This window comes from Sphaerotilus montanus (assembly GCF_013410775.1).
Taxonomy (GTDB): Bacteria; Pseudomonadota; Gammaproteobacteria; order Burkholderiales; family Burkholderiaceae_C; genus Sphaerotilus; species Sphaerotilus montanus.
The window spans coordinates 2772439-2791854 of record NZ_JACCFH010000001.1 but is presented as its reverse complement, the minus strand read 5'-3'; the positions used below and the strand labels follow the sequence as shown (position 1 = coordinate 2791854).

General features: G+C 68.6%; 20 protein-coding genes. 12 read left to right on the top strand and 8 right to left on the bottom strand.

All coding sequences use genetic code 11. The features are described 5' to 3' along the window. Positions 1–14: 14 nt before the first annotated feature. The 3 genes from BDD16_RS12715 to gmk form a co-directional block, all read right to left on the bottom strand. Entirely contained in the window at positions 15–2429 is a 2415-nt protein-coding gene (locus BDD16_RS12715) for a RelA/SpoT family protein (protein WP_246332536.1), read from the bottom strand. A 76-nt stretch (positions 2430–2505) separates the two neighbouring features. Next, positions 2506–2709 (bottom strand): DNA-directed RNA polymerase subunit omega, encoded by a 204-nt coding sequence (gene rpoZ / locus BDD16_RS12710; protein WP_179634291.1) that lies wholly within the window; start codon positions 2707–2709, stop codon positions 2506–2508. A 33-nt stretch (positions 2710–2742) separates the two neighbouring features. Next, on the bottom strand, positions 2743–3390 hold the full coding sequence (gene gmk / locus BDD16_RS12705; RefSeq protein WP_179634290.1) for a guanylate kinase: 648 nt from the start codon (positions 3388–3390) through the stop codon (positions 2743–2745). Positions 3391–3614: 224 nt separating this feature from the next. On the opposite strand from gmk, the gene BDD16_RS12700 reads away from it, so the two are divergent. Continuing rightward, positions 3615–5852 (top strand): NADP-dependent isocitrate dehydrogenase, encoded by a 2238-nt coding sequence (locus BDD16_RS12700; protein WP_179634289.1) that lies wholly within the window; start codon positions 3615–3617, stop codon positions 5850–5852. A 96-nt stretch (positions 5853–5948) separates the two neighbouring features. On the opposite strand, the gene BDD16_RS12695 is transcribed toward BDD16_RS12700, so the two are convergent. Continuing rightward, positions 5949–6866, bottom strand: coding sequence for a YicC/YloC family endoribonuclease (locus BDD16_RS12695; RefSeq protein ID WP_179636134.1), 918 nt, complete (start codon positions 6864–6866; stop codon positions 5949–5951). 82 nt (positions 6867–6948) lie between these two features. Between BDD16_RS12695 and BDD16_RS12690 the strand changes: the two genes are divergently transcribed. The 6 genes from BDD16_RS12690 to hemW are packed head-to-tail and all read left to right on the top strand — an operon-like array spanning position 6949 to position 12541. Next, the gene (locus BDD16_RS12690; protein WP_179632657.1) at positions 6949–7905 is read left to right on the top strand and encodes an IS1595 family transposase; all 957 of its coding nucleotides are present in this window, start codon (positions 6949–6951) and stop codon (positions 7903–7905) included. Positions 7906–7963: 58 nt separating this feature from the next. Next, positions 7964–8932 carry a serine/threonine protein kinase gene (locus BDD16_RS12685; RefSeq protein WP_179634288.1) on the top strand — a complete coding sequence of 323 codons (969 nt, stop codon included), beginning with the start codon at positions 7964–7966 and terminating at the stop codon, positions 8930–8932. 41 nt (positions 8933–8973) lie between these two features. Further along, entirely contained in the window at positions 8974–9888 is a 915-nt protein-coding gene (locus BDD16_RS12680; protein ID WP_179634287.1) for a PP2C family protein-serine/threonine phosphatase, read from the top strand. Positions 9889–9905: 17 nt separating this feature from the next. After that, positions 9906–10643: a ribonuclease PH gene (rph, locus tag BDD16_RS12675; RefSeq protein ID WP_179634286.1), complete on the top strand. Its 738-nt coding sequence runs from the start codon at positions 9906–9908 to the stop codon at positions 10641–10643. A 4-nt stretch (positions 10644–10647) separates the two neighbouring features. Continuing rightward, entirely contained in the window at positions 10648–11298 is a 651-nt protein-coding gene (rdgB, locus tag BDD16_RS12670; RefSeq protein WP_179634285.1) for an RdgB/HAM1 family non-canonical purine NTP pyrophosphatase, read from the top strand. Beyond that, on the top strand, positions 11291–12541 hold the full coding sequence (gene hemW, locus BDD16_RS12665) for a radical SAM family heme chaperone HemW (RefSeq protein WP_218897779.1): 1251 nt from the start codon (positions 11291–11293) through the stop codon (positions 12539–12541). Before rdgB ends, hemW begins: the two co-directional genes overlap by 8 nt. Here the strand turns inward: hemW and BDD16_RS12660 are convergent. Next, positions 12510–13637: a protein-glutamate methylesterase/protein-glutamine glutaminase gene (locus BDD16_RS12660; protein ID WP_310732872.1), complete on the bottom strand. Its 1128-nt coding sequence runs from the start codon at positions 13635–13637 to the stop codon at positions 12510–12512. The genes hemW and BDD16_RS12660 overlap by 32 nt on opposite strands. Next, positions 13634–14323, bottom strand: coding sequence for a chemoreceptor glutamine deamidase CheD (gene cheD, locus BDD16_RS12655; protein ID WP_246332534.1), 690 nt, complete (start codon positions 14321–14323; stop codon positions 13634–13636). The genes BDD16_RS12660 and cheD overlap by 4 nt, the downstream gene beginning before the upstream one ends. Positions 14324–14502: 179 nt before the next feature. Here cheD and BDD16_RS12650 point away from each other — a divergent pair, with 179 nt between their 5' ends. From BDD16_RS12650 to BDD16_RS12640, 3 genes are read left to right on the top strand one after another with little or no spacing between them, the layout of a single operon-like run. Then, positions 14503–15306 (top strand): GGDEF domain-containing protein, encoded by an 804-nt coding sequence (locus tag BDD16_RS12650; RefSeq protein ID WP_179634283.1) that lies wholly within the window; start codon positions 14503–14505, stop codon positions 15304–15306. Beyond that, positions 15303–16100, top strand: a complete 798-nt coding sequence (locus tag BDD16_RS12645) for a MinD/ParA family protein (RefSeq protein ID WP_310732871.1) — start codon at positions 15303–15305, stop codon at positions 16098–16100. Before BDD16_RS12650 ends, BDD16_RS12645 begins: the two co-directional genes overlap by 4 nt. Next, positions 16097–16495, top strand: a complete 399-nt coding sequence (locus BDD16_RS12640; RefSeq protein ID WP_179634282.1) for a group II truncated hemoglobin — start codon at positions 16097–16099, stop codon at positions 16493–16495. The genes BDD16_RS12645 and BDD16_RS12640 overlap by 4 nt, the downstream gene beginning before the upstream one ends. 15 nt (positions 16496–16510) lie before the next feature. Here BDD16_RS12640 and BDD16_RS12635 read toward each other — a convergent pair whose 3' ends face one another. Next, the gene (locus BDD16_RS12635) at positions 16511–17170 is read right to left on the bottom strand and encodes a Smr/MutS family protein (protein ID WP_179634281.1); all 660 of its coding nucleotides are present in this window, start codon (positions 17168–17170) and stop codon (positions 16511–16513) included. Continuing rightward, positions 17167–17835, bottom strand: a complete 669-nt coding sequence (gene radC, locus BDD16_RS12630) for a RadC family protein (RefSeq protein ID WP_179634280.1) — start codon at positions 17833–17835, stop codon at positions 17167–17169. Before radC ends, BDD16_RS12635 begins: the two co-directional genes overlap by 4 nt. A gap of 100 nt (positions 17836–17935) precedes the next feature. On the opposite strand from radC, the gene BDD16_RS12625 reads away from it, so the two are divergent. Beyond that, the gene (locus tag BDD16_RS12625) at positions 17936–18388 is read left to right on the top strand and encodes an FKBP-type peptidyl-prolyl cis-trans isomerase (protein WP_179634279.1); all 453 of its coding nucleotides are present in this window, start codon (positions 17936–17938) and stop codon (positions 18386–18388) included. Continuing rightward, the gene (gene ispH / locus BDD16_RS12620) at positions 18388–19395 is read left to right on the top strand and encodes a 4-hydroxy-3-methylbut-2-enyl diphosphate reductase (RefSeq protein WP_375139072.1); all 1008 of its coding nucleotides are present in this window, start codon (positions 18388–18390) and stop codon (positions 19393–19395) included. The genes BDD16_RS12625 and ispH overlap by 1 nt, the downstream gene beginning before the upstream one ends. Positions 19396–19416 lie beyond the last annotated feature (21 nt).

The window sequence follows — 19416 nt, the reverse complement described above, 5'->3', positions numbered from 1 at the left end:
CCCGGCCCGGAACCTCAGGGCTTGACGCGGGACACCCGCACCACCGACGGGCAGCGCCGCACCACGCGCAGCACGTCCGCCAGGTGCTGCCGGTCGCGCACCGCGAGGGTGAGCTTCAGCTCGGAGGTCTCGTCCGCGCGGGTCGGGTCCATGTCGATGTGGGCGATGTCGGCCTCGGCATGGCTCACGGCCTGCGCCACTTCGGCCAGCACGCCCTTGCCGTTGTGCACCAGCACGGCCACCGCGGTGCGGAAGGTCCGCGCCGGCTGCTCGGCCCACTCGACACCCAGCCAGCGCTCGGGGTCGCGCTCGAAGTGGCGCTTGCCCACCGAGCAGTCGCTGGTGTGCACCGTCAGCCCTTCGCCGCGGCCGAGGTAGCCGACGATCTCGTCGCCCGGGATCGGCTGGCAGCAGGTGGCGAGCTGGATCGTGGCGTTCTCGCTGCCGTCGATGACCACGGCGCCCTGGGTCGGAGCCTCCTGGTCGGTGGCGTAGCGGCCCATGCTGAGCGTCAGCGCGTCGGGGCGGCGGCCCTGCTCGACCATCTTGCGCGCCATGCGCTTGGCCACGATGACGGCGATCTTGCGGCCCAGGCCGATGTCGGTGAGCAGCTCGCGCCGGTTGCGGTTGCCGCTCCAGCGCACCAGCGACTGCCACAGCGCCGCATCCGCCTCGCTGAGGCCGCTGTCGTCGACGCCCGGCAACTGCAGCCCTTCGGTGCGCAGGGCCTGTGCCAGCAGCTTGAGGCCGAGATCGTAGGACTCCTCGGCCTCCATGTTCTTCAGGTAGTGGCGGATCTTGGAGCGCGCCTTGCCGGTGCGCACGAAGTTGAGCCAGGCCGGATTGGGGCGCGCCGACGGGGCGGTGATGATCTCTACCACATCGCCCGAATTCAGCTCGGTGCGCAATGCCACCGGCTCGCCATTGACCCGGGCCGCGACGCAGTGGTCACCCACCCGCGAGTGGATCGCATAGGCGAAGTCCACCGGCGTGGCCCCGCGCGGCAGCGCCAGGATCTTGCTCTTGGGCGTGAAGAGGTAGATGGACTCCGGGAACAGGTCGATCTTGACGTGTTCCAGGAACTCGGCCGAATCGCGTGTCTCGCTCTGGATGTCCACCAGCGACTGCAGCCACATCGTGCCGAGGTGCTTGGTGTCGGGCGACTCGCCGCCGCCGCCGGTCTTGTACATCCAGTGCGCGGCAATGCCGGCCTCGGCCACCGCGTGCATCGCGGCGGTGCGGATCTGGAACTCCACCGCCGTGCCGACCGGGCTCACCACCGTGGTGTGCAGCGACTGGTAGCCATTGGCCTTGGGGATGGCGATGTAGTCCTTGAAGCGGCCGGGCACGGGCTTGTAGAGCTGGTGCAGCACGCCCAGCGCCAGGTAACACTCCGGCAGCGTCGCCACGACCAGCCGGAAACCGAAGATGTCGCTCACCTGCGCGAAGCTGAGGTGCTTCTCGCGCATCTTGGTGTAGATCGAATGCACGGTCTTCTCGCGGCCGTAGACCTGCGCAGGCACCTCGGCCTGCGTCAGCGAGATCTCGACTTCTTCCCGTACCCGCTCGACCATGTCGCGGCGGTGGCCGCGGGCCTTGTCCACGGCCCGCGACAGCGCCGCATGGCGCCAGGGCTGCAGGAAGCTGAACGACAGCTCCTGCAATTCGCGGTAGCACTGGTTCAGCCCGAGCCGGTGCGCGATCGGGGCGTAGATCTCCAGCGTCTCGCGGGCGATGCGGCCGCGCTTGTTCTGCGCCATCGCCCCCATCGTGCGCATGTTGTGCATGCGGTCGGCGAGCTTGATCAGGATGACGCGCACGTCGCGCGCCATCGCCAGCAGCATCTTGCGGAAGGACTCGGCCTGCGACTCCTCGCGGGTCGAGAACTGCAGCTTGTCGAGCTTGGTCAGGCCGTCGACGATTTCCGCGGTCGGGGTGCCGAAGCGCTCGACCAGTTCGGACTTGGTCACGCCGCAGTCTTCCATCGCGTCGTGCATCAGCGCGGCCATGATCGCCTGGGCATCAAGCTTCCAGTCGGCGCACAGACCGGCCACCGCGATGGGGTGGGTGATGTAGGGCTCGCCGCTGGCGCGGAACTGGCCGAGGTGGGCCTGGTCGGCGAAGCGGTAGGCCTCGCGCACGCGGCGGATGTCGGCCTCGTCGAGGTAGTCGAGCTTCGCCATGAGCACCGCGAAGGAGGCGGCACTCGCGCCGTGCGCACCGGGCACCTGCTCGATCACCGGCCGCGGCGGTTTCCCTACACGGGTACGGAGCTTGCTTTTGACCGCGGTGTCCGCGCTGCGGTCTTCGCCCGGGTCACTGGGCTGCGTGTCCGGAAACGGTTCGGACTCGGTGGACTCGGGTTTGCCTCCTCGTCGCCAGGACGAGAAGAACATGCGGCGCAGGACATCGGCTGTGCGGGACACCATGGATCGACTCTAGCGTGTCCCGCAGCAGACCGGGCACCGTGTGGCCGATGCCCGACAAGTGCGGGTCAGATGCGACTCAGGTCGGGACCTTGCGCAGCATCTCGATGCCGACCTGGCCGGCAGCGATTTCGCGCAGCGCGGTCACGCCGGGCTTGTTTTTCGTCTCGACCTTGGGCGCATGGCCCTGGCTCAGCATGCGGGCACGGTAGGTGGCGGCGAGCACCAATTGGAAGCGGTTGGGGATCTTCAGCAGACAGTCTTCGACAGTGATACGGGCCATGGTGGGATCGTGCTTCCGCGGGTGAGGAGTCGGTCAAGACAGTTGAAGGGCGTCGAACACAGCCGGGCGGCTGAGACGCTGGGTCGAATATTTTAACCGCTGCGCGTGGACGATGGTTTTCAGGTCGAACAAGGCGGTCTCGAACAGGGCATTGACCACGATGTAATCGAAGTGCCGGGCTTGCGCCACCTCGTGGCGGGCGTTGACCATGCGCTGCGCGATGACCTCGGGGGTGTCTTCGCCGCGGCGGAACAGGCGCCGCTGCAGTTCCTCCCACGAAGGCGGCAGGATGAAGATCAGCACCGCACTCGGGAACAGTTCCTTGATCTGCAGCGCGCCCTGGAAGTCGATCTCCAGCACGACATCCTGGCCATCGTGCAGGCGCTGCTCGATCGCGTCGCGCGAGGTGCCATAGCGGTTGCCGTGGACCTCGGCCCACTCGAAGAAGTCGCCGCGCGCGATCATGGCGTCGAACTCCGCTTTCGAGACGAACCAGTATTCGCGGCCATGCTCCTCCTGCCCGCGTGGCGCACGGGTGGTGTGCGAGATCGACACCATCAGGCGGGTATCGATCTCCAGCAGGGCCTTGACGAGGCTGGACTTGCCGGCGCCGGACGGAGCGGCGACGACATAGAGGTTGCCGGGGTAGTCGGCAGGCGAAGGGGTGGCGAAATGGGACACGGCGGACTCGCTGGGCTGGCGCGACAAGGGCGACGGGCGGGCAATTGTCCCCGATGTCGCGCGGGCAAACGACAATATGGGCTGCGACACCGCGCGAACGGTCAGTCAGCACCTGCACAGGATCCAGTGGCACAGTGTTCCGTCTGGGCACAGCCGCCGCGAAGATTCCGCAGCAGGCCAGAAACTTTCAAGCAGAACCCAGCAGAACTCCCGGAGATTCGTGAATGACGACCAAGCAGCCGACCATCATCTACACCCTGACCGATGAAGCGCCCTTGCTGGCGACTTGCGCTTTCCTGCCCATCGTGCGCACCTTCACGGCGCCGGTCGGCATCAATATCCAGAAGGCCGACATCTCCGTGTCCGCACGGGTCCTGGCCGAGTTCCCGGAATACCTGACGGACCGCCAGAAGGTGCCCAACACGCTCGCCGAGCTGGGCAAGAAGACCCTGGAGCCGGACGCCAACATCATCAAGCTGCCCAACATCAGCGCGTCGGTGTCGCAGCTGGCGGCCTGCGTGAAGGAGCTGCAGGCCAAGGGCTACCAGATCCCCGATTACCCCGAGAACCCGACCACCGACGAAGAGAAGGCCATCAAGGCCCGCTACGGCAAGTGCCTCGGCTCGGCCGTGAACCCGGTGCTGCGCGAAGGCAACTCCGACCGCCGCGCACCGATGGCCGTCAAGAACTTCGCCCGCAAGCACCCGCACTCGATGGGCGAGTGGAAGCAGTGGTCGCAGACCCATGTCTCGCACATGGAGCACGGCGACTTCTACCACGGCGAAAAGTCGCTGACGCTGGACAAGGCCCGCAACGTCCGGATGGAGCTGCTCACCGCCAGCGGCAAGACCGTGGTGCTGAAGCCGAAGCTGGCCCTGCTCGACGGCGAGATCATCGACTCGATGTTCATGAGCAAGCAGGCGCTGTGCGACTTCTACGAAGCCCAGCTGGAAGACTGCCGCAAGTCGGGCATCCTGTTCTCGCTGCACGTCAAGGCGACGATGATGAAGGTCTCGCACCCGATCGTCTTCGGCCACTGCGTCAAGATCTACTACAAGGACGCCTTCGAGAAGCACGGCGCGCTGTTCGACGAACTGGGCATCAATGTCAACAACGGCATGGTGAGCCTGTACGACAAGATCAAGACGCTGCCGGAATCCAAGCGCGACGAGATCATCCGTGACCTGCACGCCTGCCAAGAGCACCGTCCGCGTCTGGCGATGGTGGACTCGGCCAAGGGCATCACCAACTTCCACTCGCCCAACGACATCATCGTGGACGCCTCGATGCCGGCGATGATGCGCCAGGGCGGCAAGATGTGGGGCGCCGACGGCAAGCAGTACGACAGCAAATGCGTGATGCCGGAATCGACCTTTGCCCGCATCTACCAGGAGATGATCAACTTCTGCAAGTGGCACGGCAACTTCGACCCGCGCACGATGGGCACGGTGCCGAACGTCGGCCTGATGGCGCAACAGGCCGAAGAGTACGGCTCGCACGACAAGACCTTCGAGATCGCCGAAGCCGGCGTGGCCAACATCACCGACCTGGACACCGGCGAAGTGCTGCTGAGCCAGCCGGTCGAGGCGGGTGACATCTGGCGCATGTGCCAGGTCAAGGACGCGCCGATCCGCGACTGGGTCAAGCTGGCTGTCACGCGCGCCCGCAACTCGGGCATGCCGGCGGTGTTCTGGCTGGACCCGTACCGCCCGCACGAGAACGAGCTGATCAAGAAGGTGGAGACCTACCTGAAGGACCACGACACCACCGGGCTGAACATCCACATCATGTCCCAGGTCCGCGCCATGCGGTTCACCCTGGAGCGCGTCGCCCGTGGCCTGGACACCATCAGCGTCACCGGCAACATCCTGCGCGACTACCTGACCGACCTGTTCCCGATCATGGAACTGGGCACCTCGGCCAAGATGCTGTCGATCGTGCCGCTGATGAACGGCGGCGGCATGTACGAGACCGGCGCCGGCGGCTCGGCCCCGAAGCACGTGCAGCAGCTGGTGCAGGAAAACCACCTGCGCTGGGACTCGCTGGGCGAATTCCTGGCACTGGCCGTGTCGCTGGAAGAGCTGGGCATCAAGGAAGGCAACGCCCGGGCCAAGCTGCTCGCCAAGACGCTCGACGCGGCCACCGGCAAGCTGCTCGACAACAACAAGTCGCCCAGCCCGAAGACCGGCCAGCTCGACAACCGCGGCAGCCAGTTCTACCTGGCGATGTACTGGGCGCAGGAACTCGCCGCCCAGACCGAAGACGCCGAACTGGCCGCTCACTTCGGCAAGCTCGCCCAGGCCCTGACCGACGGCGAAGCCCAGATCGTGGCCGAACTCAGCGCCGTGCAGGGCCAGCCGGCGGACATCGGCGGCTATTACCTGGCCGATGCCGAGAAGACCAAGGCCATCATGCGCCCGAGCGCCACGCTCAACGCGGCGCTGGCGGCTGCGCGCGGCTAAGACCCGCAGCGGGCGGCAACGCCCGCTCCGCCACCAAGAAGGGCCACCCTCGGGTGGCCCTTGCGCATTCCGGCGGGCCGCCGGGCCCGCGCCCGTTCACTCGATGTTCTGCACCTGCTCGCGCATCTGCTCGATCGCGACCTTCATCTCCACCGAGATCTGCGTCAGCTCCAGCGCGGCGGACTTCGAGCCCAGGGTGTTGGCCTCGCGGTGCAGTTCCTGGATCAGGAAATCGAGCCGCTTGCCCAGCTCACCACCCTTGCGCAGCAGCCGGGTGATCTCGTCGAGATGTGCCCCCAACCGGCCGAGTTCCTCCGCGACGTCGATGCGGATCGCGAACGCCGCCGCCTCGGACATGGCCCGCTCGGTCAGCGACTGCGCAGAGACGCTCTGGTTGGCGCCCGCAGTGGCCAGCGCTTCGTTCCAGCGCTCCAGGAAGCGCTGCTGCTGACGTGCCACGACCTGCGGCACCAGCGGTGCCGCCTGGGCGGCCAGCCCGCGCAGGTGCTCGACACGCTCCATCAGGATCGCGACCAGCCGATCGCCCTCGCGGGCACGGGCTTCGCCGAGTCGCTCGACACACACCCGTGCCGCCGCCAGCGCCGCCTCGTCCAGCACGGCCACCGGCGCGGTGCTGCGGCACCACTGCAGCACCTCGTGCACCGACATCAGCTCGGCATCCCGCAACTGCGAGCGCACGGCCACCTGGAGCGCCGCCAGCCGGACGAGCTGCTCGGGTTGCGGCAGTGCGGCGGCGGCATCGGGTGCACGGTCCGGGTTCAGGCGCAGCTCGATCTTGCCGCGCTTGAAGGTCCGGGTGAGCAGCTCGCGCAGCGCTGGCTCCAGCGCGCGAAACTCGTCGGGCAGGCGCAGCGCCAGATCCAGGAATCGGCTGTTCACGGAGCGAAGTTCCACCGTGACCGATCCGGCGGATCCCGCTTGTGCGGCAGTGTTCTCGGTGTGTTCCCCGGCCTCGGGCAGCGCGCTGGAGGAGGCGCTGGCATAACCGGTCACCTGATTAGCAATGATCTTCAGCAAGGCCCTAGCCGACGATCAGGCGTAGCGTAGAAGGCAGACAAAGCGCAGGAGCGAGCACATGCCGATGAACCGAATCCAGTTCCAGCAAGGGATGTCGCTGCCGGAGTTCATGAGCAGCTTCGGCACGGAAGAGCAATGCGCCGAGGCGGTCAAGCAGGCACGCTGGCCCCAGGGCTTCGAGTGCCCGCGCTGCGGCACTGCGGCGCACTACGTGGTGGGCCAGGGCGCACGCAAGCTGTATCAATGCAACGGCTGCCGCCACCAGACTTCGCTGACCGCGGGCAGCCTGTTCGCGAGCACCAAGCTGCCGCTGAGAACGTGGTTCCTGGCGATCTACCTGCTCAGCCAGGCCAAGACGGGGCTGTCGGCGCTGGCGCTCAAGCGGCAGGTGGGCGTGAGCTACCCGACGGCGTGGCTGATGCACCAGAAGATCATGCACGCGATGGCCGAGCGGGAGAGCCAGCACCGGCTCGACGGCACGGTGCAGCTCGACGATGCCTACCTCGGCGGGGAGCGCAGCGGCGGCAAGGCGGGTCGGGGTTCGGAGAACAAGGTGCCGTTCGTGGCGGCGGTCTCGGTCAATGACCAGGGGCATCCGCAGTACGTCAAGCTCGCGCCGGTGAGCGGCTTCACGCTGGAGGCGGTGGGCCAGTGGGCGCAGGCGGCGCTGATGCCGGGAGCGCGGGTGGTCAGCGACGGGCTGGGGTGCTTCGCCGCGGTCACCAGCGCGGGCTGTCTGCACACGCCGATCGTGGTGGGGCAGCGCAAGCCGCGCGAGCTGCCCGAGTTCACCTGGGTCAACACGGTGCTGGGCAACCTGAAGACGACGTTGTCGGGTGCGTTCCATGCGTTCAAGTACCCCAAGTACGCCAGCAGCTACCTGGCAGCGTTCGCCTACCGCTTCAACCGTCGGTTCGACCTGCGCGAGTTGGTGGCTCGGCTCATCATCGATGTCTCGCGGTGCAAGCCTCGGGCTCAGCGGGTCGTTCGGGGGAATGCTGAGGATCGTTGCTAATCAGGACCGGTCATGCTGTAAACTGACATCGCGGATTTCGCCCAATCAAAATACGATTATGTCAAAGCAAAAACCTGCCCCGTTGCCGCCCGGCACGGTGGTAGGCGGCTACCAGGTCATCCGGAAGCTGGCAGCGGGCGGATTCGGAGTCGTCTACCTCGCCGAAGACGCCGAGCGCAGGCTGGTGGCCCTCAAGGAGTACCTCCCGTCTTCGCTGGCCGAGCGCTCTGCGGGCGAGCTGATTCCGCGCGTCAAGCCCGAAAAGCAGCCGCTCTACCGCCTGGGCCTGAAGAGCTTCTTCGAGGAAGGCCGCTCGCTCGCGCAGATCAGCCACCAGAGCGTCGTCTCGGTGCTCAACTTCTTCCGCGAGAACGAGACGGTCTACATGGTGATGAACTACCTGCAGGGCGACACGCTGCAGGACTTCATCGTCACCGCCCGCGACCTGAAGCGCGACAAGGTCTTCCGCGAGAGCACCATCCGCAGCCTCTTCGACGAGATCCTGCGCGGCCTGCGCATCGTGCACCAGCACAAGATGCTGCACCTGGACATCAAGCCGGCCAACATCTTCGTCACCAACGAGAACAAGGCCGTGATGCTCGACTTCGGCGCCGCACGCGAAGTGCTGTCGAAGGAAGGCAACTTCATCCGGCCGATGTACACCCCCGGCTTCGCTGCGCCCGAGATGTACCGCCGCGACGGGTCACTGGGGCCGTGGACCGACATCTACGCCATCGGCGCGTGCATCTACGCCTGCATGCAGGGCTATCCGCCGAACGACGCCCCCCAGCGCATCGAGAAGGACCGCCTGAGCCTGTCGCTGTCGCGCCTGCGCAATGTCTATTCGGACAACCTCATCGAGGTGACCGAGTGGTGCATGTCGCTCGACCCGCTGGCGCGGCCGCAGAGTGTCTTCGCGCTCCAGAAGGAGCTGTCCCGGGAAACCGAACGCCGCTACACCAAGCTCAGCTTCAGCGAACGCCTCAAGCTGCAGCTTGAAAACATCAAGTCCGGCGCCAAGGCGTGAGCCCTCCCGCCGCGCCGGAATCTTTCTCGGAACCCCTGCCCATGCGTTTTTCCGTCTACCAGATCAGCCGCCGTGGCGGGCGCGAGAAGAACGAGGACCGCATGGGCTATTGCTACACCCGTGACTCCGGCCTGTTCGCGCTCGCCGATGGCATGGGGGGCCACCCCGAGGGCGAAGTCGCCTCGCAGATGTCGCTGCAGACCATGGCCGGCATGTTCCAGCGTGACGCCAAGCCGGTGATCCGCGAGCCCCGCCGCTTCCTGACCGAGTCCATCCTCGCCGGCCACCACGCGCTCATCCGCTACGCCACCGAGCGCGCCCTGCTCGACACGCCCCGCACGACCATCGTCGCCTGCATCCTCCAGGGCCGCGAGGCCTACTGGGCGCACTGCGGCGACTCGCGCCTCTACCTCGTGCGCGGCGGCCGGCTGCAGGCGCGCACCCGCGACCACTCCTACTCCGAGCTGCAGGAGTCGCTCAACGGCGTCGTGCCGCTGGGCGACAAGGTCAACCGCAACGTGCTGTTCACCTGCCTGGGCAGCCCGGGCAAGCCGGTGATCGACCTGGTCGGCCCCGTGTCGCTGCAACCGGGCGACAAGCTCCTGCTGTGCTCCGACGGCCTGTGGGGCGCCCTCGACGACGACACCATCACCCGCATCCTCGCCGAAGGCGCGATCACCGAAGCTGCGCCCGATCTGGTGGAGCGCGCGCTGCGCATCGCCGGCGAGAAGAGCGACAACGTGACCGTGATCGCCGTCGAGTGGGAGTCCGCCGAGGACGACGAGACCCTCACCGGCATCGAGACCGACGCGCTCGGCGACGACGTGTTCGCCTCCACCATCCAGGCGGGTGCCGGCGTCGGCAACCCGGACGACCTGCTCGACGAAGCCGAGATCGAACGCTCGATCCGCGAGATCAACGAAGCCATCAAGCGCAGCGCCCAGAAGCGCAGCTAAGCAGACCAGCCTACTCCATGACCATGACCCGCCCCAACGACCGCGCCCCCGACGCCCTGCGCCCCGTCCAGCTCACCCGCGGCTACACCAAGCACGCCGAAGGTTCGGTGCTGATCGCCTTCGGGGATACCAAGGTGCTGTGCACCGCGTCCGTCGAGGAACGTGTCCCGCCGCACAAGAAGGGCTCCGGCGAAGGCTGGGTCACCGCCGAATACGGCATGCTGCCCCGCGCCACCCACACCCGCAGCGCCCGCGAAGCCGCCAAGGGCAAGCAGACCGGCCGCACGCAGGAGATCCAGCGCCTGATCGGCCGCTCGCTGCGCAGCGTGTTCGACTTGAAGAAGCTCGGCGAGCGCACCATCACCATCGACTGCGACGTGCTGCAGGCCGATGGCGGCACCCGCACCGCCGCGATCACCGGCGCTTTCGTCGCCGCGCACGACGCCGTCGCCACGCTGCTGGCGCAGGGCCTCATCGCCGACACCCCGATCCGCGACCACGTGGCCGCCATCTCGGTCGGGCTGCTGGACGGCGTGGCGCTGCTGGACCTCGAATACGTCGAGGACTCGGCCTGCGACACCGACATGAACGTCGTGATGACCGGCTCCGGCGGCTTCGTCGAAGTCCAGGGCACGGCCGAAGGCACGCCCTTCAGCCGCGCCGAGATGGACACGCTGATCGCGCTGGCCGACGCGGGCATCCGCGATCTGGTCGCGCTGCAGCGCCAGGCGTTGTCCACCGCGATCGGAGCCTGAGGCCATGGCCGAGCTGCTGCGCCACCGCCTGGTGCTGGCGTCCAACAACGCCAAGAAGCTGAAGGAGTTGGGTGCGCTGCTGGCGCCGGTGTCGGTCGAGCTGGTCACGCAAGGCGCGCTCGGCATCCCGGAAGCCGAGGAGCCGCACCACACCTTCATCGAGAACGCGCTCGCCAAGGCCCGCCACGCCGCAGCCATCAGCGGCCTGCCCGCGATCTCGGACGACTCCGGCCTGTGCGTGGACGCGCTGGGCGGCGCGCCGGGTGTGCAGTCGGCACATTACGCGGCGGTGGAGTTCCCGGCCGGCATCGACCGCGAAGCCCAGCGCGCGCTGCAGGACGAGGCGAACAACCGCAAGCTGCTGGCCGCGCTGGACGGCGCCGCCACCCGCCGCGCGCGCTTCGTCTGCGCGCTGGTGGCCGTGCGCTCGGCGGACGATCCCGAGCCGCTCATCGCCTTCGGTCGCTGGGAAGGAGAGATCCTGGCCGAGCGGCGCGGCGCGGGCGGCTTCGGCTACGACCCGCTGATGTTCGTCCCGGCGCAGGGCCTGACGGCCGCCGAGATGCCCGCTGATGTCAAGAACGCCCGGAGCCACCGCGCGCTGGCCTGTGCGCAGATGCTGACCCTGATGCGCGAGGTCTGGCAGCTTGGCTGAGTTCATCCCGATCCAGCCGGCCCATTCCGCCACGGACACCGCAGCCGCTGCCAACGGCGCCGATGTGGTGGCGCGTTACCTGCGTCCCGGCACGCTGCAACTCGGTGCACCGCCGCCGCTGGGGCTCTACATCCACCTGCCGTGGTGCCTGCGCAAGTGCCCGTACTGCGACTTCAACTCGCACGAAGCGGCCAGTGGCGGGCACCCGGAAGCCGCGTATCTGGACGCTTTGCGCGCCGACCTCGAAGCCGCGCTGCCGCTGGTCTGGGGCCGCAGCGTGCAGTCGATCTTCATTGGTGGTGGCACGCCCAGCCTGTTCTCGCCGGAGGGCATCGAGCGGCTGCTGAGCGACGTGCGGGCGCTGATGCCGCTGGCGCCGGGCTGCGAGGTGACGCTGGAGGCCAATCCCGGCACCTTCGAGCGCGAGCGCTTCCGCGCCTTCCGCGGCGCGGGGGTGACGCGGCTGTCGATCGGCGTGCAGAGCTTCGACGACGCCAAGCTGCAGGCACTCGGCCGCGTGCACAGCCGCGCGCAGGCACTCGCCGCCGCCGAGGAAGCCGCGCAGGCCTTCGACACCTTCAACCTCGACCTGATGTACGCCCTGCCCGGCCAGACGCTCGCCGAGGCGGCCGAGGACCTGCGCACCGCGCTGGCGCTGCAGCCGCCGCACCTGTCGGTCTACCACCTGACGATCGAGCCGAACACGCTGTTCGCCGTGCACCCGCCGACTGTGCCGGACGACGATCTGGCCAGCGACATGCTCGACCAGATCGTGGCGATGACCGGCGCGCAGGGGCTGTCGCGCTACGAGGTCTCGGCCTTCGCGCGGCCCAGCCACCGCTGCACGCACAACCTGAACTACTGGCAGTTCGGCGATTACCTGGGCATCGGCGCGGGTGCGCACACCAAGCTGAGCTTCCCGCACCGGGTCGTTCGGCAGGTGCGCTGGCGCGAACCGGCGATGTACATGCAGAAGGCCCTGGCCGGACAGGCGGTGTCGAACGACGAGGACGTGGGCCGCAAGGCGCTGCCCTTCGAGTTCATGCTGAACGCGCTGCGGCTGAAGGACGGCTTCGATCTGGGGCTGTTCCGCGACCGCACCGGGCTGCCGCTGTCCAGCATCGAGGCGGCGCTGGCGCAGTCCGAACAGCGCGGCCTGCTGGTGCGTGACTGGGAGCGCGCCGCACCCACGCCACGCGGCTTCGACTTCCTCAGCGATCTGCAGGGCTTGTTTCTGGCCTGAGCCGCGTGGTGCACACGGCGGGTGCGGCCAGACCAAGCAGCGCCATCACCCGCGGCCCGATCGCATCGAGCGGCAGCACCTCCTGGCAAGCCCCCGCCCGGATCGCCTCGCGCGGCATCCCGAAGATGGCGCTGGTGGCCTCGTCCTGCGCCAGGTTGTAGGCACCGGCCTCGCGCAGCAGGCGCATCGCCAGCGCGCCGTCACCGCCCATGCCGGTGAGCATGATGCCGATGGCACGGTCGCCGGCCACCTTGGCCACGGAGCGGAACAGCACATCGACGCTGGGCCGGTGCCGCTGCACCGGTTCCCCATCCGACACCCGCGCCACATAGCCGCCGGCGGCACCGCGTTCAACCGACAGGTGCTGCCCACCCGGCGCGATATACGCGTGGCCGGCCTGCAGCGACTCACCGTCGCGCGCTTCGCTGACCGCGAGCGGGCCGAGTCCGTTCAGACGGGTCGCGTACCGGGCCGAGAAGCCGGCCGGCATGTGCTGCACGATCAGCACCGGTGGCACCGCCGGTGACAGGCGGGCAAGCAGGCGCGGGGTTGCTTCGGTACCGCCCGTCGATGCGCCGATGGCGATGAGGCGGCCGCTGGCAGATGCGGGCACGGCAACCACCTCGCCCGCAACGGCGCTGCGGCGGACCGTCTGGCGAGACCGCGCCGCCTCGCGCAGACGGGCGACCACGGTGCTCTCGAAGGCGTCGAGGACACCCTGCGCACCGGGCTGCGGTTTTTCGATGAAGGCCACGGCACCGAGCGCCGTGGCGCGCAGCACGGTGGTCTGGTGCTGGCGCGTCGCCGAGGCGATCACCACCACCGGGGTCGGCCGCAGCCGCATGAGCCGCTCCAGGAAGTCCAGGCCGTCCATGCCCGGCATGACCATGTCGAGCGTGACCACGTCCGGGTCAAGCCCGCGGATCATCTCGCGGGCCTGCAGTGCGTCGGCCGCCTCGCCGACGCAGACCAGGTCGGGGTGGCGGGCGAGGACAGCGCAGATCATGGCCCGCGCCGCAGCGGAATCGTCGACCACCAGCACGCGGATGGGGGCACCCGCGGCGGTGGTCCGGAAGGAACTGGCGGGGAGCGTCACGGCAGATCGGCAAATGAAGTGGTCGACAGGCTGCTGCTGACCTTGCGCCGGGCCTCGCGCTCCAGCGCCAGCACCAGGTTGTGCTGGGTGGGCGGCAGCCGGCGCACCATCACCCGCCCCGTTTGCGGGAAGAAGCAGACCTTGCGCGGACTGCTGCCGAGCACGTCCTTCGAGATCAGCGTGATCTCGTGGTCGCGCAGGTAGTCGATCGCGAACCGGGTGTTGCGCTCGCCGACATTGAGCGATCCCGGCCCCGGGATCATCGCGGCGCCACCGAAAAGCTTGGCCTCCAGCGTCCTGCGGGTCGCGCCTTGCCGCAGCAGCGCGTTGATGAGGCGCTCCATGGCCTCGATGCCGTAGCGGCCCGCGTCGGGCGCCGAACCGGAGCCCCCGGGCAGCATGAAGTGGTTCATGCCACCGATCTGCGCCTGGCGGTCCCAGAGACAGGCCGCGATGCACGAGCCCAGCGTGGTGGTGATGACGATGTCTTCGCCATGCACGAAGAACTCGCCCGGCATGATGCGCACCGCATCGGCGTTGAAAACCACCTCGCGGTAGAAAAAATTCGCCTGCCCGTCGACCCGTGGCAACGCACGCAGCCGCTCGATGCGCCCGGGCACGACGCGGGCCAGGGCGGGTTCGGTGCGGGAAGGTTCGGCGACCGGAGAAGTAGGCAGTTGGGACAAGGACAGCTCGCTGTGCAATTCAGGCCACTGTGCTGGTCGCAAGCGCCTGTCCGCACGCGGAGAAGCCCGCCAAACACCAGCCATCTCCCGCTCAAGTCGCCGAGGCCATGCCGTAGACTGCAAATGCCTCACTTTCGGATGTCTTTTTCATTCTTCCTGCCGAATTGCCCGCAATCGCCATGCACCAGCCGCCCTCTCCCGCGCGTGAAGCGGCCGTGATCACGGTCGGCGGACACACGCTGCAGGTCGGACTGGCGCTGCAGTTGCTGGACCGCGCCGGCCAGCACGACTGGATGGCGCGACTCGAACCCGGCTCGCCAGCGTGGCTGCAGGCGCTGATCGACGGCCTGTGCATGCTGTCCAGCCGCGACCCGCTGACGGGGCTGTTCAACCGCCGCCAGTTCGAGGCCAGCCTGGACAGCGAGATCGACCGCGTGGCGCGCACCGGCGAGTCCGCGCTGCTGCTGCTGCTCGACATCGACCACTTCAAGCGGGTCAACGACACCTACGGACACGCCGCCGGTGATGTCGTCATCCGCCACATCGGCAAGGCCTTGCAGGACAGCGTGCGCCCGATGGACACGGTCGCGCGGCTGGGGGGCGAGGAATTCGGCGCCGTGCTGCCCAACTGCCCGGCCAGCTTCGGTCAGGCCGTGGCCGACCGGGTGCGCCAGGCGATCGAGTCCACGGTGGTCGTCGCGGCACCGGGCCAGCGCATCAGCGTCACCGTGAGCGTCGGCGGCGCGTTCGCGCCGCAGTGGGTGCGCTCGTCGTCGCACCTCTGGATGGAGCGCGCTGACCAGCAGCTCTACCGCGCCAAGGCCGCGGGCCGCAACCGCATCTGCCTGGAATCGCAGCCGCGCTCCGAGGTGAGCAACGAGGAGCGCGACATGCTCTTCAGCGCCGTGTCGGCCTTCGTGCCGGACGCCATGGATTCGTCCATGGATCCGACGCTGGATCCGTCGATGGATGCTGCCCCGTGAGCGGCGCCCACATCCTGGCCATCACCAGCGGCAAGGGCGGTGTCGGCAAGACCATGCTCAGCGCCAATCTGGCGGCGGCACTCGCCCGCCGCGGCGAGAAGGTGCTCGTCATCGACGCCGACCTGGGCCTGGCCAACCTCGACGTGGTGCTCAACCTGCACCCGCGCATTACGCTGCACGACGTCTTCACTGGCAAGGCCCCGCTCGACCAGGCGGTGATCGACGCGCCGGGGGGCTTCCAGGTGATGCTGGCCGGCTCGGGCCTGATCGAGTACTCGCGGCTCACGCCCCAGGTGCGCGAACAGCTCGCGCTGCTGCTCGACACCGTCCGCCCGCGCTACGACCGGGTGCTGATCGACACCGGCGCCGGCATCTCGGACATCGTGCTCTACGCAGTGTCGCTGGCCGACGAGGTGCTGGTCGTCGCCACGCCCGAGCCGCCCGCGCTGGCAGACGCCTACGCCACGATCAAGGTGCTGGCGATGCAGCAGGGCCGCACCTCGACCATGCTGGTGGTCAACCAGACCCAGCGTCCCGGCGAAGGCCGCCATGTCGCCACGCAGCTGCAGGCCGTCCTCCAGCGCTTCGTGCAGCTGGCGGATGGTGCGTCGATCACCCTGCAGCCACTGGGCAACATCACGCTGGACACGGCCGTGCGCCAGTCGGTGCAGAAGCGCCAGCTGCTGATGCTGGCCTATCCCGGCTCGGACGCGGCCCAGGACATCCGCGAGATCGCCCGCCGGCTGGCCGAGGCAACGGCGACAGCCGCGGCTGGGCTACAGTCTCCGCCATGAACCCCGAGACCCCCGACCAGCCCGCGACCCCCTATGCCTGGGTCGGCGGCGACGCCCGCGTGCGCGAACTCGTCGACCGCTTCTACGACCTGATGGACCTGGAGCCCGGCTACCGCGAACTGCGCGCCGCCCACGGCACCACGCTCACCGACGCCCGCGACAAGCTCTACTGGTTCCTCAGCGGCTGGCTGGGCGGCCCGAACCACTACATCGAGCGCTTCGGTCACCCGCGGCTGCGCATGCGCCACATGCCCTTCTCGATCGGCGTGCAGGAGCGCGACCAGTGGGTCGCCTGCATGCACCAGGCGATGACCGAGGTGGGCGTCGACCCGGTGCTGACCGAGCGGCTGACCGAGAGCTTCTTCGGCACCGCCGACTGGATGCGCAACCGCTGATCCGCAGCCCCGCGCTCAGCGCAGGCGCCCGTCCGGCCTGCGCGCCGAAGCCAGCAGCACGATCAGCGCCCCCGCCCCGCCATCCGGCCCGCGCGCCTGCGTGAAGGCCAGCACCTCCTGGCGCTGCACCAGCCAGCTGCGCACCTTGCCCTTCAGCACGGGCTGCCGGCCGGGGGAGCCCAGTCCCTTGCCATGCACGACGCGCACGCAGCGCCAGCCGCGCTTGCCCGCGGCGTTGAGGAAGCCCGCCAGCGCCTCGCGCGCCGCGTCGCGGTTCAGGCCGTGCAGATCGATCTGGCCCTGCAGCGACCAGCGGCCCAGGCGCAGGTGCTTGAGCACGTCGTCCCCGATGCCCGACTGGCGGTAGGAGAGCTGGTCATCGGTCTCCATCAGCGACGCGGCGTCGAAGTCGTCCGACAGCGACACGCGCAGCACCTCGGCCTCGTCGAGCGCCCGCTGGAAGGGTTCGGGCAGCGGCCTCGGGCGGGCGATGTCGGCCAGATTGGCATCGCGCAGCGGCGTGACCTCGCCCACCGTGCGCGCGAACAGCTCGCGCTCGCGCTGCCGGGCAGCTTCGATCGCTGCACGCCGGGCGGCGGCCTCCTCGGCGTGCTGGCGCTGTTCGCGCAGCGCCCGGTGGATGGCAGCCAGCTCCGACAGCGAATGCGCCTTCATAGCAACCCCCGCTCCGCGAACGACACCACCGGCCCGCGCCCGACCACCATGTGGTCGAGCACCCGCACGTCGACCATCGCCAGCGCCGACTTCAGGCTGTGCGTCAGGAACTCGTCGGCGCGCGAGGGCTCCGCGACGCCGGACGGGTGGTTGTGCGCGAGGATCACGGCCGCCGCGTTCAGCGCCAGCGCGCGCTTGAGCACCTCGCGCGGGTAGACGCTGGTCTGCGTCAGCGTGCCGCGGAACATCGGCTCGTAGGCGATCAGCCGGTGCTGGGCATCCAGGAAGAGCACGGCGAACACCTCGTACCCCAGCTCGCCGAGCTGCAGCTTCAGGTAGTCGCGCACCGACTGGGGCGAGTCGAACACCGGGCGCTGCGCCAGCTCCATCGACAGCGCCCGCCGCGCCAGCTCCAGCACCGCCTGCAGCTCGGCACGCTTGGCCGGCCCGAGGCCCTTCACGACCTTGAGCGCATCCCCTTCCGCACGCAGCAGGCCACCGATGCCACCGAACCGGGCCAGCACCTGCTCGGACATCTGCAGCACGCCCGTGCCCTGGATGCCGGTGCGCAGCAGCAGCGCCAGCAGCTCGGCATCGGCCAGCGCGGACGGGCCTTGGGCGAGCAGCTTTTCGCGGGGACGCATCGCAGCAGGAAGGTCTTTCATCGGCGGCACCTAAAATCGGGGCCAGTCTACCCAGAACTGACCCCGCCCTGCCCCCGTATCCCCCATTTCCCCCTTCCACTCCCCCAACAGGATCACCGCCGTGCCTCAGGTCCAACCGGGTTCATTCCTGACCCTGCATTACCGCCTCGCCGGCCCCGACGGCGGCGACATCGTCAACACCTTCAACGACAAGCCCGCGACGCTCTCGCTCGGCGCTGGCGAACTCGCACCCGCCATCGAGTCGCGCCTGCTCGGCCTGGAAGAAGGCACGCGCACGACCATCGCGCTCGAACCTGGCGAAGCCTTCGGGCCCCGCAGCCCCGACATGGTCCAGAAGCTCAAGCTCGCCATCCTGCGCGAGATGGGCGACCCGCACGAGCAGTACAGCGTCGGCGACGTCGTGCAGTTCCCGACGCCGGACGGCCGGGGCTCGTTCGCCGGCGTGCTGCGCGAACTCGGTCCGGCCGAAGAGGACTGGGCGGTATTCGACTTCAACCACCCGCTGGCCGGCCAGCCGCTGACCTTCGAAGTGCAACTGATCGGAGTGCTGTGATGACCGCGATCCGCCAGGAGAGCTTGCAAGGCCATGTCGAGGAAGTCGTGCTGGCCCAGCCGCGCGGCTTCTGCGCCGGCGTGGACCGCGCCATCGAGATCGTCGAGCGGGCGCTCGCGAAGTTCGGCGCGCCGATCTACGTGCGCCACGAGATCGTCCACAACACCTACGTCGTCAACGACCTCAAGACCAAGGGCGCCATCTTCATCGAGGAGCTCTCCGACGTGCCGCCCGGCGCGACGCTGGTGTTCAGCGCCCACGGTGTCAGCCAGGCCGTGCGTGCCGAGGCCCGCGAGCGTGGCTTCGAGGTGTTCGACGCGACCTGTCCGCTGGTGACCAAGGTCCACGTCGAAGTCGCCAAGCTGCGCCGCGAGGGCTATGACTTCATCATGATCGGCCACAAGGGCCACCCCGAGGTCGAAGGCACGATGGGCCAGCTCACCGAGGGCATCCACCTCGTCGAGGATGTGGCCGACGTGGCCGGCGTGCAGGTGCCGGACGAGAGCCGCATCGCCGTCGTCACGCAGACGACGCTGAGCGTGGACGACGCCGCCGAGATCCTGCGCGCCGTGAAGCAGCGCTTCCCCCTGGTGCGCGAGCCGAAGAAGCAGGACATCTGCTACGCCACGCAAAACCGCCAGGACGCCGTCAAGGTGCTCTCCGGCGAGGTCGACATCGTCATCGTCGTCGGCAGCCCGACCAGCTCGAACAGCAACCGCCTGCGCGAAGTGGCGCAGCGGCTGGGCACGGCGTCGTACATGGTCGACAGCGCCGACGAGATCGAGGCCGCATGGTTTGAGGACCGTCCGCGCGTGGGCCTGACCGCGGGCGCCTCCGCACCGGAGCTGCTGGTCGATGCGGTCATCGCCCGACTGAAGGAGCTGGGCGCGCTGAGCGTGCGCAAGATGCCGGGCGTCGAGGAACACATCGAATTCCCGCTGCCCAAGGGCCTGGGCGACAAGGCGATGGCCGAAGCCGGCGTCACCGCCGCACCGCGCCCGCACTGAACACACTGCACTGCAACACGA